This window comes from Mesorhizobium oxytropidicola (assembly GCF_056174625.1).
In genome coordinates, this window is sequence record NZ_JBWBWK010000002.1 from 299,996 (window position 1) to 312,851 (window position 12,856).

Genomic DNA, 12,856 nt, shown 5'->3' on the forward strand with positions numbered 1-12,856 from the left:
TGTTGAGGCGCCACATCTAGGCTAAGCCTGCGGCGAAGAGTGCTCTCGCGACGGGCTCGAAATGTTGCCTGGGAACGGCGTTGCCCAGTTTCGTTGCGCTGATGAGCTGATGCGCTAGGACATGATCATCGACAATAGTGAGATGTAGCGCCTGCGCCTCATAGAACATGTGCGAAGCGGCCTCGCCCTCGGCGCGGCAAACTAGGACCGGCACCCCGGTCTCACCACGAATGTAGCGAAGACCGACCAGTATCGCCTTTCCTCTGAAGATCAACGTGGCGCGATTCAACCCAAGCGGAGGCTCGCCAGCCGTCTCGTCGCGGATGCGACGCCGTTCACTCTTCAACTCTGGCGTCCCCTGCTGTTCCTTCAACTCGCGCGTCACTTCGGTCTTGGTCATGCGCATTTCGCGCAGAAACAACGAGCGCTGCAACAGGAGATCGATCAGCCCGCCCACCAGAAGTGCACCGGCGCCAATCCCCATCAGCAGTTTCGCCTCCGTAAAGACCAAGCCGAGACAGCCCATGCCGCAGACTGGCAGATAGATCACCGTCTTCCACATGCCGAAAAGCAAGATAAGAAAGGTGGTGCTGAGGACCACTACCTTAAACAGTGTCTTCCCAAGCTCGACTGCTGAACGCGCAGACACCATGCGTTTCAGCCCTTGAAAAGGGTCAATCTTCTCAAACTTGGGCTTCATAGGCTCGAGAGAGAAGACAAATCCACCATTGGCTATCAATCCCGCCAAAATTACCGCGGCGACGAGAGCTCCAAGCAGCGGGCCAACGGCCCCCAGGGTGAGTTCGATCAGCAGGACCAATGCCTGCCGGACCGCGATATCGAAAGGAAGGTTCTGCAGCTTGTCGACCAATAATAGCGCTTCCTGGCATTTGTCTTCGATCACGCTCCCTCTCAGCCAAAGGTAGCCGAACCCAGCGCAAGTGCCGGCCGCGCGGACGAAATCGGCGCTGCGCGGTATCTGCCCGTTTTTGCGCGCTTCCCTTAGCTTCGTCGGGGTGGCGGCGTGATTCTTTTCTTCACTCGTGTCGCTCATTTCAGCAACTTGCCGAACCACTCAAGCGCGCCATTCGCTTGTGCAATCTCCAGTTTCATGCCCTCGACCAGATAGGCGGTGTAGGTGACCATGATAATCGGAAAGCCGATATTCTTGAGCGTCGGGGACAGTTGGCTCGACTTGAATTGCGGCGCAAAGCGACGGAGTATCATCATTGATACATCCACCAGCAGCAGGAAGATCACTACAGGGCCGGAGACCAATAATGTCGTGCGCATAATGTGGTCGAGGAGCCCTAATAGCTCCATTGCTCCTTGCGGGCTCAATGTGGGGTGAAACCGAAAAACGGGCCAGATCAGGTAGCTGCCATAAAGAGCACTGATGACAGCCTCCATACCTCCTGATGCGACGAAGATCGTGATTGCAGTGATCCCGAGAAAAACGCCCATAGCGGAAGCCTGGCTGTTCGTCGCGGGGTCGGTCGGAGCGGACGGGCTGGTGATGCCACGTTGGTTATCGATAAACTCACCAGCCGCCTGAAGGCCCCATAGGGGGATGCCGAGCAAGGTGCCAAGTAGCACGCCGACAAAAACCTCCTTCAAACCGAGCAGAGTTACATGGATTAGAACCGTTTCAGGATCCAGCGCGTGCAGCCCGTCGCTCACCTGTGCCAAGCACGGCAGTCCGAAGGCAACAGCCAGGCAGCTGCGGATCAGCCCACCGACCTGAGATCGTGTAAATACAGGAAGTACCAGCATAATGCCTATCGCGCGGGCTGCGCCAAGACTGGCCGCAACGACGAGCTCGAGAGCCGCATGGATCAGGATTTGAATCTCGCCCGATGACGCATACATGGCGGAGGCTAGTAGCTTGGTGTCATTGCGGGAAACTCAGTAAAGATCTGGTCGGCTAGCTCTATGAGCGGGGCGCTGAGCACAGGGGCAAACAGGCCAATTACCGCGACAACGACCAGAAGCTTCACCGTGAGCGGCAAGCTTTCATCCTGAATCTGCGTTGCCGCCTGGATGATGCCAATGCCCAGGCCAACAACCACCGATGCAATGAGCGGCGGCAGAACCCAGATCATGAAAACCATCAAAGATTGGCTCATAAGTGTGACAATAGTCGATTCAGTGATAGTTAACCTCCCGGTATCGTGTAACTCAACACAAGTCCGTGCATCAATCTCGACCAGCCATCAATAGCGACAAACAAAAATAGTTTGAAAGGTACAGATATAACCGTCGGGGATACCATTGACATGCCCATCGCCATCAAGATTGTCGTTACGATAAGATCGATGACGATAAAGGGCAGATAAAGTAGAAAGCCGATTTCGAATGCACGCTTGAGTTCTGAAATTAGAAAAGATGGTACGAGAATGGCAAAATCATCAGGTGTGGCTTTGGCGCGCATTTCCTCTGGCCAGACTTTTTCAGTCGAGGAAAGGAAAAATCGCCGCTGCTCTTCGTTCGTGAACTTCTTGAGATGATCGCGCAAGGGTTCACTTCCTTCGTGGGCGGCGCTTATCCAGTCATCGATCGTCTGATAACGCAGTTTCGGATCTGTGAGGCGATCATAGGTCTGTTCAATAACAGGCGCGCTAACGAACATGGTGAGGATCAATGCCGCGGCGTATAGTACCACGTTCGGTGGTATCGTCTGGGTCCCGAGCGCATTGCGGACGAGGAATAGAACAACCGATACCTTTACGAACGCCGTGGTCGTGGCGACTGCTAAAACCAGCAGCCCAAGTCCGGCGGTAACCGCAAGAAGCGTCAGGACGGCCGGCTGAATCTCAGTCATTGCATGCCAATCTGCCGCAGAGTCTGATGCCCAGCTCATCTCCGATGCGCACAATGTCGCCACGCCCGATACGCCGACCATTAGCAACTATGTCGACTGGACCATCGATCGGCCGACCAAGTTCGAAAACATGCCCTTCGCCGGCACTCCTCAATTCTCCTAGAGGGATAGGCCAGCGGCCGCATTCAAAGACAAGCACGATCTCGATTTCGTCGAGATCGGCTTCCGACGGCCCTAGTTGAGATTCGGGTTGTTTCATATGCGCATTCTCCAACGGGCACGATCGCGGGCGGAAAGGCGCCCGCAGGATTAGGTGGTCGCCCTCATGATCTGCCTCGGTCCATAACTGACCCACTGATAGGGTGATCTGGCCACGGCCGAACGGCGCTATGTCTGGTATCAGAGCATCACCGGCACATGCTCTTCGAAGAAGCGCCGCCGGAACGCGAAGCGTGCCGATCTCTCCTGCAACTATGACCGGAAGCTCTGTGGAAAGCCCGCGCGGCTGTCGCGGCAACTGCCCAATCAGTCCGCCCAAAGCGCGGAACGCAGTCGGCACCAAGCCATCAAGAGGCGAGAACAGGCACAGACGACCCTTGCCACTGACGGGACCGAAGACGATATCCAGATCGAGATAAGGTGCCGGTGTCATGGCTTCACGCACGCAAAGGAGGTGCACGCTCCGCTGTGTCCTATGCTCCAGGCGAGCTATCAGCGGCTCGAGTGCAAGTTCGAGAATGAGCGAAGCAGTTGGCTCGGAAGGGAAAGCAAGGTCACTCTGCACTGTCGAGACGAGCGCCTCTACAAGCGGTCGGGACAGCGACAAGACGACCATTTCACCTCCCACCCGCCAAATGCAGTCAAGCATCGGAATGGCAGTAGGTTCCTGCTGCCACACAACTCCGCCCATCCGCAGCGATAGCGACTTGTCGCCGATCCGGCTCTGAAACGGCGTGCGGGAAGTCGCTATATCATTGAGCCACGAGGCGACCTCGTGGGACAGTGTTAGCGCTGGTTCGAGTATAGCGGGTCTGACCACAGTGGTTACCAAAGCGGCTCTAAACTGCACGAGCGCGTCATTCACAGAACCTGCGGTTATCGGATCTGGTTGCGCGACATCTGGGCGAGAGAAACCCTCCCATACCGAAGCAACATTTCATCGTCGGCCTCTATCTCGCCTGCGACATCCGACTGAATATCGACGGCGCGCCTGACGTCATCGTCGATTTGTTGCCATTTGTGCGTTGCCGCCGAACATCTGACCCATAGCTCCCTCTTCTCAGATGCCGCTATCTCGGCCTTTTCTTGAGCAAGGCGTGCATCATCAAGCATCTGGCGTTTGAAAGCGATCTCAGCCGCAAGCCGGTCAATACAAAGGTCGTGACGGTCGAGTGCTGCGCTGGACAAGCTGTCGAGCGTCATCAGCTCTTGGTAGAGCGCTGCTTCGGCCGAAGCGCAATGTTGCTGTGCGATTGCAAGCCCCTGCGAGGCATTGTGTACGGCTAAGGTGGCCATATGGCGCTCGGTTTCCTTCCTGGACAGCTCCCTACGGGCACCACGCTCTTGCATTTCCTTCAGGAGCCGTAACCTCGAGGCCTGAACACGATTCACGCGGTCAGACGCGACATCCATGCGACCGTCTCCTCGAAATGCGACGCCTCGCCTTCGGTCTGGCACAAAAATTCCCTCAGCTCGCCAATCGACGCGACAGCCCGGTCAGTTAGGGGGTCGCCGCCTTGCTTGTATTCGCCGACATTGATCAAAAACTCGTTCTCGGCATAGCGCGACAGGAGATCGCGGAAGAAGGATGCTGCCTTGCGATGTGTCCCAGAAACGACCGCATCCATCACGCGGCTGCGACTCTGCAGCACATCGATAGCGGGGAAATGCGATCGCGCCGCGATAGCGCGTGAGAGGACGACATGGCCATCGAGAATGCCGCGCGATTCCTCGGCGATTGGATCACCTGTGCCATCACCTTCGACAAGCACAGTGTAGAAGGCCGTGATCGAGCCGCGCTCACCCATGCCGGCCCGCTCCAGCAGGCCTGGCAGCATGCCAAACACGGAAGGAGGAAAGCCCCGTCGGGTCGGCGGCTCACCAGCAGCGAGGCCTATTTCTCGCATGGCGCGGCAGAAGCGCGTCAGCGAGTCCATCATCAGAGCGACGCGTAGTCCCTGTTCGCGAAAATATTCGGCGAGCGCAGTCGCCATAGGAGCACATTGCGCCCGCTCCACTGCTGAGCGGTCGGACGTTTCAACGACAACGACCGTACGGCGCAGGCCGGCCTCCCCAAGATGCCGCTCGATGAATTCACGAACTTCACGTCCGCGTTCGCCTATGAGGGCGACAATGACAACGTCAGCGGCGGCACCTTTTACGATCTGCGACAATAACGTCGACTTGCCACAACCAGGCTCGCCATAGATCCCGATTCGCTGGCCCTCGCCGCATGTCAGGAGACCATCCAGGGCACGGACTCCGAGCGGGAATGGCCGCTCAACAATGCGCCTTGTCATCGGATTGGGTGCCCTGCCGCGCAGCGGACGAGTTTCGGCCGTTTTAACTTCGCCTTTGCCGTCAAGTGGACGGCAACGGCTGTCAATCACGCGGCCGAGCAAATCGGGGCCGACTGGCACTTCACGCATTCGTCCGGTGGCCACGACTTCTGTGCGGCTGGACAGGCCGACCAAGTCGCCGATCGGCGTAAGCAACACCCCATCATCCAACAGGCCGATCACCTCGGCTTCCAGCGACAGGCCGGTTCGCGGATCCTGTAGGAGACAAATTTCCCCAATACGAGTGTCCGGCAAGACAGCATGGACCAGTGTACCGATAGCCCGTGTGATCCGTCCGCGCACCACACGCGTGTCGATTTGCTTTGCTGCAGACCTCAAAGACGAGATCGCCGGATCGGGAGCCCGGATGCCAGCGAAATTACTATGCTCTGGTACCGGTGTGGTCACGGTTCGCCTTCCTCAGACAGCAACCCGAAGCCGAGACGCAGCGCGCGCATCTGTGCGTCAAGTCCCAGATCGACATTGCCATACTCGCTCCACAGCACGCACTGTTGAAGCGACAACGTCGGATCCGGATCGATCCGAACCCTCGGCCGACCCTCCCTTCCGTCGCATCCAGCAAACTCGCGCGCGAGCATATCGACTTGCATGGGGCATACATGAAGGCAAACTTCCGCGCCGCTGTATTTGCGCTCAATGGCGTGACGAACAGCCCTCACCAACAGCTCACCCGGGTCGAAAGCGCCCAGAATATCGCTTAGGACCTCCATCACGAGCTGTGGCAGTTCCTGCTCCAGAACCGCCTTTCGTTGCGCCACTTCGGAGACTGTCCCCGCAATCAGCCGTGCCAATTCCTCCGCGCCTGCATTCAAACCCTCGATTTGGCCGCGCGCCCGCTCACGCTGATAAGCGGCGCGTGCCCAACTGCGAACCCGCTGCTGATGCCGTTCTGCCGCAGCGCGCGCTTCTGCGGCGCACTGCCAGATTTCGAGCTCACTTGCCGGTATCAGTGGCCCAACTGGGCGCATTTGCGGTGCGACGGGCGCCGCGGAAACATCGGCTGTCATAGCGCCGGGATCTCCGTCTCAAAATGGGCTAGCACGAGCGAAAACAACTGGCCTGAGGCATTGCCGTGCTCGGGCGCTGGATTCTCGGCGGCTGTCCCGAGGGGCAACCGTAGAAGCACGCGGTTACGCTCAAGCACTGGACTCTGATCGAGCCAAGCACCAAGGCAGGCATGTCCATCGTGTTCAATTTGGAGCGCGAGTTTTTTCGGATCAGCGATCAAACTGCCTGTGATCGCATACGCCAGATGTCGGATGCCAAAAGCGTGCGCATCAGCGCCGATATGTTCAACTAGCACCGTGAGGTGACGTTGTGAAACAAGCTTCAGCAGCGAACGAGCATGCCAAACACTGCCCGCAAAGAGGGCAGCCCGACGCGGGTCATGCCCCTGCAGAAGATCCGGCCCCCAGCCGCATCCGTTCGAATCCGTGTCATTGTCAAGCAGCAATTCTGCCAATTTTGGCTGCAGCCTGGCACAGGTCTGCAGCAGCACCACTGTCGCAGCCGATAACGTCGGATCCAGACAGGCGGCAATACGAGTCGGATGGGCCGAAGCAGCAAGCTTGCTCCAGTACACGGAACGTAATTGCGACGAATGATCGCGATCGCTAGTCTGCATCGAAATGGGCATTGAGAATATCACCTATGCCGCACGGCCAATGATTTTTTTTCGAATGGCCTCGACAACGGAAACACCCGAGCGGCCCCCGATCTTGGATAATTCGCCCGATGATTGTCTGCGCCGATGCCGAAGAACACTTGCTAAGAGATAGCACGCCACAGCGAATACAGCTGCGGCAACACCCATCACGATCGCCAGAAGTGGCGCAGGAAAGGATTTAGACGCTTGGGCCAACGCAGTCGCCGGTACGGAGGGTTGCTCATGTACGGACCGTTCCACTGGCACCAAAACCACTTCGACCTTTTCGTAGGACAAGCCTTCGATGCTGTCGGCGACGAGCATCTTTATTTTCGGCAGCAGAACGGAAATATTTGCTTTGGCGTCGTGCCGGATAAAGACCGAGGCCGAGGATGGCGTGCCGCCCGCTCGTAACAGGTCGTTATTCGGCAGAACGACATGAACACGTACTGAGAAGACGCCATCAATATCGCTGATCGTGCGCGACAACTCTTCGCTCAGAGCATAAACGTAACGGGCGCGCTCCTCGGTCGGCGAGGCAATCAGTCCTGATCCTTGGAATATCTCGCCGATGTTCTTGAAAGACTGGCGCGGCAGCCCCTTGGCATTCAAGAGGTTGATTGAGAAGGCAAGCCGCTTTTCGTCAACCTGGATCGTGCTGGTCCCGTCCTTAGCGGCAACCCGGACCGCGTCAACTCCGTTGTCTATCAGAAGCGCGAGCATCTCATTCGCCTCGCGCTCCTGCAATTGCGCGTAGAGATCGACCTTGCAACCACTCAAGGCGAAGAGAAGTGGCAGCACGACAAAATGAAGCGATCGCCGACCAGACGGGCGACTACGCATGATTTCGCCATGGGCTAAGCCAATCATTCGCGCCGTTCATCCTTCTTTTATTAGTTTGTTCACCGATGAGGTGATGCCGCTGACACCTTTGGAAACAAGCGCAACCTGGGTGACGCCGTTGTAGAGATCCCGCAGACCAGCAACCATCGCTTCGAAGTCACCCCCTGCTCGCGGAACGTCCGACGTCCCCGTTGCCCCACCTTCGACCGGAAGCCTCTCAGCCGCACCCGGTAGAGCGCCCTTCGTTAGGGCTACCTGATGGTCGGGCGCGGCAGAAGTAACTGCATTGTCCCCGTGCATCGAAGAAATCGCCTGCATTACGCGGTGTCCCAGTGGACTTGTCTGCGCAGTCGCGCGTTGAACATCCAAGGGCGGAGGAACAGGCGCCGCCGCAGCGGTATCGTTCTTCATCGAGGCAGCCGCCTGGGCTAGAGCGTGGTCAAACTGGGCCTGCTCGCCGAATGACGGTGAGCCAACCCTGGAGAGACTGTCAGTAACACTGGCAGGGATCGACGTGACAGGCATCATCATACAAGGACTCGATTGCTTCTCTTTAACGTGTGACGAGTCCAGCCGGTTCATCACCCGCTGTTGAGTCAATCCCTTAGGGAGGCGAGCTGACGACAAGCTGACGGGAGCGTCGGTTGGTCATTTAAAGTCACTTTGACGACTTTGGTGACTTGTGAAAATTCCATCCTTTGGTTTATCAGGGCGAGATGCCAAGAACGCTCATACGATCCACCATCCTGCACAGCTTGAAAAGACTTCTCTGTGTCGGGTTTTTTCTCTCCGCCGGCATCCAAACAACTGTCGGCGCCCCCCTATCGCTTCCCTCGACACCCTATAGGTATACGGTTCTAGACCAGGATCTCACTGCCGCGTTGCAGGAATTCGGCAACAACCTGAACATCAGGGTCAATATCAGCACCGAGGTGAAGGGGCGGATTCGCGGGCGTATGCCGGATTTGCCACCGCGCGAGTTCCTGGACCGCTTGACCAACCTGTACCATCTCCAATGGTACTATGATGGGCTTGTGCTCTATGTGTCCGCTGCAAAAGAAGCCCAAACTCGGATGCTTGTGCTCACTTCGGTTCGTTTCGATGCCTTCAACGGCGCCCTCGATAGGCTTGGCATCTCCGATGACCGCTATGTAGTGAGACCCACGCCCGGAAATGGCCTCGTCCTGGTTTCCGGTCCACCGCGCTTCATCGCGCTCGTGGATCAGACGTTCAACGGCCTAGTGGCCGAGGCGCAGGCGCAGCCTCACGTCGCTGAGACGCCGCCAAGGGAATCGGTACTGATATTGTTTCGGGGTTCCTCCACCACGGTCGTCCGTAACGGACAACCGGAAGTCTCTTATTCTTCTGACGTGCCGCAACCGGATAGCGTTGCAGGGAAGCCTGAGCTGAGCCAGAGATGACATCTAAGGAGACGCCGCAGCTTCTGGAGAAATCATCACGTCGGCCGCTCCTGATTGTGAATTCTTCTGAAATTCGTCAGTTTCTCGAAAGCTAAGCCGCTCATGATGGGAATCGGAAGCCCCATGTCGCTGGCTTTTGGCTGGAATTGACCTTGGGGCTAACAACGAGCGGAGCAATTAAAGGCACTGCTAGGGGCCATTTTGGCGACCGGCCAACGCTCGGAACGTTCGTGAAACATTGGCTTACATGAGGCCTTTGTTGGGATTTCAACGTCACGTCTGAGGATGCACAATGTCGGCCAGCAACCTTTCATCATCCATCACCTCGAATCTCCCACAGCCCGTACAGGCCTGGTCGGGCCTGAAGCCTTCTGCCGCGGTATTGCAGACTCAGCAAAGCGCATCGTCCTTCGAGGCAATGCTGTCCACCTACTTGCTCGGAGACATGACCAATCCTGGCGCGCTCCGGGGTCCGCTGGCGCCGGATGTCGAATCGACGTTGGAAGATTTGCGGCAGCACCCATTGGACCTGCTGCCGTCGCATATGAAGGCGGCAATCGAATCGATGGATCAGGCCCCGCAGCCTCCTGCGATCGCCTCCGATTTCATATCGCCGGCTCCCGTGCCAAGCTCGAGAATCACGTGGAACGGCGGCTCGCTAACCAAGGCCGAGTTGCAGATCGTGGCAGTGCTGAACCGTCACAAGGACCAATGTCCACTCAGTTGGGAGTCGCTTGGCGATAAAGCCAATGATCCCTCTACGCCGCCGGATCTGAAAGCGGCGATCGAAGGACTGCAGCAGGATCCCGAACTCTTTTACGCGATCGGATCGCAGGGCGATGGTCGCTGTGGAGGCAAGATCACGGCGAAGGATTTGTCTGGATTTTCCCACCATCACTCACAAGTTGCCGAATTTCAGGACCGGCAGGCGCAAAGCTACCAGCAGAACTACATTCCATCCGACAGCGCCGGAAATGCTCAGCCCTCGGTCATGACCTTGAGCGATGCATTGCGCGAGCTTTACCGGTACTCCGACGACCTGCCTAAGGATCTAAGCCTGGCTGATTTCAAGCGGATCGTCGACGGCCAAGCGAAAACCGGCAAATGTCCGCCTCAGGTCATTGCGGCTGCTCAACACTTCCTAAATCACCCGGATGCCTGGAAGCAGCTGTGCGGTGGTTCAGATACGGTCCATAAAGACGAGTTCCTCAAAGCCGCTACATCGTCAATGAGCCTCACGCAAACCGAGCTGAACACGCTCAAGATGATTAACAGCAATCAGCGCGCCTTCTTTGGGAGCGGTGACCTAACTCGTGACAAGCTGGCGAGCATGGCAGACGACAAGAGCCTCGATCCGAAGGTACGCCAAACGGCCTCGCAGTTACTCTCCGATCCGCTTTTGTTCGGTTTGCTGAATAATTCAATTACGGGCTATAAGCCCCACAATGAGTTCTTCGACTTCGGCGGCGGGCATACGGTCGATTCCGGTAACATCAGCAAAAAAGACTTCGCGCAATTCCATGACAACATGTCTGTTGCGAACAGCACCGTTCAGAAAACGAAAACCCATGTGCCTGAAGCCGCTGCAGAGCAGGAGGCCGTCGCGGACATGATGATGGGTGCGGCGGACCAGCCCGATATCAAGTCTTCCAAAAAGAACGGCGGGGCCTTCATCCACACAGTCGGCGACGTGCTCAAGGTGTACTCGACAGTGGTTGATTGGACTGCGACGGCGGTTGGTCTACTCAGCTTCATTCCGGCCGTGGGCCAAGTGGCCGATCTCGCATCGATGGCGCTTGCGTGCGAGGCGCAAGCGTTAAATGTTGTCCGTACAGCTATTACCGGAGGCAATATGAAGCAGGCGCTGCTAGAAGCTGGCCTCGGTGTCGCAGCGCAGGCGGTCAGTCTTGTCGCCGGCCCCCAGGTCAAACTCGCGATTCGCAACGGGCTCATCAGGAAGGCATTGGAAGAGGCTGCGACGGCCGGCATCAATCTGCCGCTTTCAACGGCGCAAACCTATGCAGAAGAGTATTTGAACAATCTGCAGGCACGCCTGAATGCGGAACCGATCCCCGCCGCAGGTATTCCTAGCCCGATCGGCACGCCGCAATTATCTCAGAACGTGGCCTGATAAACGGATTGCGCTTCCTCGGCGCGATCCCCCATCCTGCCAATCAGCGGCCGCGTAAACTTTGCTGCCGCGGCGCTATCGATCTGACCGGCGCGCCTGGAAGATCGCCATCTATTCCAAAGTGTCTAGAGCAGGTCCGGCTTGATCCGGCTGACCTGCGCCTTTGAAGTGGTGTCACACCGGGCGGGTGAGAAGGAGAGCTCGACAAAAGAACCCGGCAGAGGGGATTGTGCGCGCCAAAGCAGAGCGATCATCAAGGCCCAATGCGACTTGGGTTTGACGACGCGTTCTCGATTGCGGCAGAAAATTAAGCGTGGCGCCAGCCAGCTCGGTCGCGCCGACGCACGGCGCCATCAAGCTGAGGCGCGCAGCGCCCGCTGAAGAAAGTGATCCTCCGGCGGCCATGGGGCACCGCCGGCCCCGCAACACTCGCCGCCTGGAGCGCGGCGCCGCGCCATCTTGTTCGACACGAACCGGCCAATATTTGGGCGCCTGGCCATTGATCCAAGCGGTGGCACTTCAGGTACGCGAAGCTTAAAACGCCAACAAAGGGTCCGCTCAGTGCGCATGCCATCGTCTTGCCCTCAAAAGGTGCCTTGGAGCGGATCCTCTCAACTCCGTTCACACCATCAGCGTGACAGTAACGGCTGTCTCACCAAGGAAAGTCGCGAGCCTGCAGCGTCCACTCAAGTGCGCCCTAGTGTGGTGAGGGAGCAGCTATTATCCATCTGGATCGTCGCAGGTCAACGACCTCGATGAGGCGATGATCGTGCGCCAAATCCGATGGGTCCGCGCGTTAGGTGCTGGAGCAGCTGCCGGGGTGTACCAGGTAGAGACGAGGCGACTTGACATCAGCCGTCTTTGTCCTTCGCGAAGGTCCTGTATCTGGCTACTGGTACAGCCGCACGATCACCATCGCTTGGTTTGACAGCCTTGTTGTCGAGCAAATCGCGCGGATCGCTGACCATTGCCGCCAGGTTATGGCGTATCGAACAGCCAAGCGTCTGGTCGAAGGACTTGTCATTGAGTAAAGGGCCGGAATACGAAGGACAGACAGGAGGGCGGGCACGATAGACAATCGCCTCTATTCGCACTGCGCCGCCGTTGGTTTGGTCGAGCAAATGGATGTTGTAGGCGCCGATGCCCATCTGCCTGGCCTCATGGACGGCCTCTGCGCTGAGCCCGAACGCCCCGCTGATAAGGAGGTGAAGGGCATCGCGCCGGCCGTGACTTGCCGTTTCAAGGAAAACGCGCAAACGCCGCCGTTCGGAAGCGCGAAGGCTGTGTAACGTTAGTACGGTGGTCTCCTGCCCGATAAGGATCGGTGCCAATGGCTCGACAATCGGCGCGGTGCTTGTGCAGCCACTTACGCTTACCGTCAGAGTGATCACCAGACTTATGATCCGCAACGTCATT

At 57.6% G+C, this 12,856-nt stretch carries 14 protein-coding genes; 2 read left to right on the forward strand and 12 right to left on the reverse strand.

Features of this window, described 5'->3' with window-relative positions; genetic code table 11:
• Positions 1-16: 16 nt before the first annotated feature.
• From AC0V8S_RS36810 to AC0V8S_RS36860, 11 genes are all read right to left on the reverse strand, one after another.
• Positions 17-1,054 (reverse strand): EscU/YscU/HrcU family type III secretion system export apparatus switch protein, encoded by a 1,038-nt coding sequence (locus AC0V8S_RS36810; protein ID WP_183465587.1) that lies wholly within the window; start codon positions 1,052-1,054, stop codon positions 17-19.
• Positions 1,051-1,869: a type III secretion system export apparatus subunit SctT gene (gene sctT, locus AC0V8S_RS36815; RefSeq protein ID WP_475439106.1), complete on the reverse strand. Its 819-nt coding sequence runs from the start codon at positions 1,867-1,869 to the stop codon at positions 1,051-1,053. Before sctT ends, AC0V8S_RS36810 begins: the two co-directional genes overlap by 4 nt.
• Before the next feature lie 8 nt (positions 1,870-1,877).
• The gene (locus AC0V8S_RS36820) at positions 1,878-2,126 is read right to left on the reverse strand and encodes an EscS/YscS/HrcS family type III secretion system export apparatus protein (protein WP_413776932.1); all 249 of its coding nucleotides are present in this window, start codon (positions 2,124-2,126) and stop codon (positions 1,878-1,880) included.
• 29 nt (positions 2,127-2,155) lie between these two features.
• Complete coding sequence (sctR, locus tag AC0V8S_RS36825; protein ID WP_475439107.1) at positions 2,156-2,821, reverse strand: type III secretion system export apparatus subunit SctR; 666 nt, start codon at positions 2,819-2,821, stop codon at positions 2,156-2,158.
• The gene (gene sctQ, locus AC0V8S_RS36830) at positions 2,814-3,656 is read right to left on the reverse strand and encodes a type III secretion system cytoplasmic ring protein SctQ (RefSeq protein ID WP_475439108.1); all 843 of its coding nucleotides are present in this window, start codon (positions 3,654-3,656) and stop codon (positions 2,814-2,816) included. The genes sctR and sctQ overlap by 8 nt, the downstream gene beginning before the upstream one ends.
• A 260-nt stretch (positions 3,657-3,916) precedes the next feature.
• Positions 3,917-4,453: a hypothetical protein gene (locus AC0V8S_RS36835; protein WP_475439109.1), complete on the reverse strand. Its 537-nt coding sequence runs from the start codon at positions 4,451-4,453 to the stop codon at positions 3,917-3,919.
• On the reverse strand, positions 4,429-5,787 hold the full coding sequence (gene sctN / locus AC0V8S_RS36840; RefSeq protein ID WP_475439110.1) for a type III secretion system ATPase SctN: 1,359 nt from the start codon (positions 5,785-5,787) through the stop codon (positions 4,429-4,431). The genes AC0V8S_RS36835 and sctN overlap by 25 nt, the downstream gene beginning before the upstream one ends.
• Positions 5,784-6,407, reverse strand: a complete 624-nt coding sequence (gene sctL, locus AC0V8S_RS36845) for a type III secretion system stator protein SctL (RefSeq protein WP_183455251.1) — start codon at positions 6,405-6,407, stop codon at positions 5,784-5,786. Before sctL ends, sctN begins: the two co-directional genes overlap by 4 nt.
• The gene (locus tag AC0V8S_RS36850) at positions 6,404-7,036 is read right to left on the reverse strand and encodes a nodulation protein NolU (RefSeq protein ID WP_475439111.1); all 633 of its coding nucleotides are present in this window, start codon (positions 7,034-7,036) and stop codon (positions 6,404-6,406) included. The genes sctL and AC0V8S_RS36850 overlap by 4 nt, the downstream gene beginning before the upstream one ends.
• Positions 7,037-7,048: 12 nt before the next feature.
• Positions 7,049-7,915 (reverse strand): type III secretion system inner membrane ring lipoprotein SctJ, encoded by an 867-nt coding sequence (sctJ, locus tag AC0V8S_RS36855; protein WP_475439112.1) that lies wholly within the window; start codon positions 7,913-7,915, stop codon positions 7,049-7,051.
• A gap of 9 nt (positions 7,916-7,924) precedes the next feature.
• The gene (locus tag AC0V8S_RS36860) at positions 7,925-8,470 is read right to left on the reverse strand and encodes a nodulation protein NolB (RefSeq protein ID WP_475439113.1); all 546 of its coding nucleotides are present in this window, start codon (positions 8,468-8,470) and stop codon (positions 7,925-7,927) included.
• A gap of 134 nt (positions 8,471-8,604) precedes the next feature.
• Here AC0V8S_RS36860 and AC0V8S_RS36865 point away from each other — a divergent pair, with 134 nt between their 5' ends.
• Together AC0V8S_RS36865 and AC0V8S_RS36870 are read left to right on the forward strand one after the other, a co-directional pair.
• A complete protein-coding gene (locus tag AC0V8S_RS36865; protein WP_475439114.1) occupies positions 8,605-9,309 on the forward strand; it encodes a secretin N-terminal domain-containing protein in 705 nt (234 codons plus the stop codon).
• 292 nt (positions 9,310-9,601) lie between these two features.
• On the forward strand, positions 9,602-11,440 hold the full coding sequence (locus AC0V8S_RS36870; protein ID WP_475439115.1) for an HrpF/NolX family T3SS translocon protein: 1,839 nt from the start codon (positions 9,602-9,604) through the stop codon (positions 11,438-11,440).
• An 851-nt stretch (positions 11,441-12,291) separates the two neighbouring features.
• Here AC0V8S_RS36870 and AC0V8S_RS36875 read toward each other — a convergent pair.
• Complete coding sequence (locus tag AC0V8S_RS36875; protein WP_258598530.1) at positions 12,292-12,855, reverse strand: CpaD family pilus assembly lipoprotein; 564 nt, start codon at positions 12,853-12,855, stop codon at positions 12,292-12,294.
• Position 12,856: the final 1 nt, after the last annotated feature.

Excerpts from the sequence above, each read along its gene's own strand:
- AC0V8S_RS36810 (WP_183465587.1), bottom strand. The coding sequence starts at position 1,054 with ATGAGCGACACGAGTGAAGAAAAGAATCACGCCGCCACCCCGACGAAG.
- sctT (WP_475439106.1), bottom strand. The coding sequence starts at position 1,869 with ATGTATGCGTCATCGGGCGAGATTCAAATCCTGATCCATGCGGCTCTC.
- AC0V8S_RS36820 (WP_413776932.1), bottom strand. The coding sequence starts at position 2,126 with ATGAGCCAATCTTTGATGGTTTTCATGATCTGGGTTCTGCCGCCGCTC.
- sctR (WP_475439107.1), bottom strand. The coding sequence starts at position 2,821 with ATGACTGAGATTCAGCCGGCCGTCCTGACGCTTCTTGCGGTTACCGCC.
- sctQ (WP_475439108.1), bottom strand. The coding sequence starts at position 3,656 with ATGGTCGTCTTGTCGCTGTCCCGACCGCTTGTAGAGGCGCTCGTCTCG.
- AC0V8S_RS36835 (WP_475439109.1), bottom strand. The coding sequence starts at position 4,453 with ATGGATGTCGCGTCTGACCGCGTGAATCGTGTTCAGGCCTCGAGGTTA.
- sctL (WP_183455251.1), bottom strand. The coding sequence starts at position 6,407 with ATGACAGCCGATGTTTCCGCGGCGCCCGTCGCACCGCAAATGCGCCCA.
- AC0V8S_RS36850 (WP_475439111.1), bottom strand. The coding sequence starts at position 7,036 with ATGCCCATTTCGATGCAGACTAGCGATCGCGATCATTCGTCGCAATTA.
- sctJ (WP_475439112.1), bottom strand. The coding sequence starts at position 7,915 with ATGATTGGCTTAGCCCATGGCGAAATCATGCGTAGTCGCCCGTCTGGT.
- AC0V8S_RS36860 (WP_475439113.1), bottom strand. The coding sequence starts at position 8,470 with ATGAACCGGCTGGACTCGTCACACGTTAAAGAGAAGCAATCGAGTCCT.
- AC0V8S_RS36865 (WP_475439114.1), top strand. The coding sequence starts at position 8,605 with ATGCCAAGAACGCTCATACGATCCACCATCCTGCACAGCTTGAAAAGA.
- AC0V8S_RS36870 (WP_475439115.1), top strand. The coding sequence starts at position 9,602 with ATGTCGGCCAGCAACCTTTCATCATCCATCACCTCGAATCTCCCACAG.
- AC0V8S_RS36875 (WP_258598530.1), bottom strand. The coding sequence starts at position 12,855 with ATGACGTTGCGGATCATAAGTCTGGTGATCACTCTGACGGTAAGCGTA.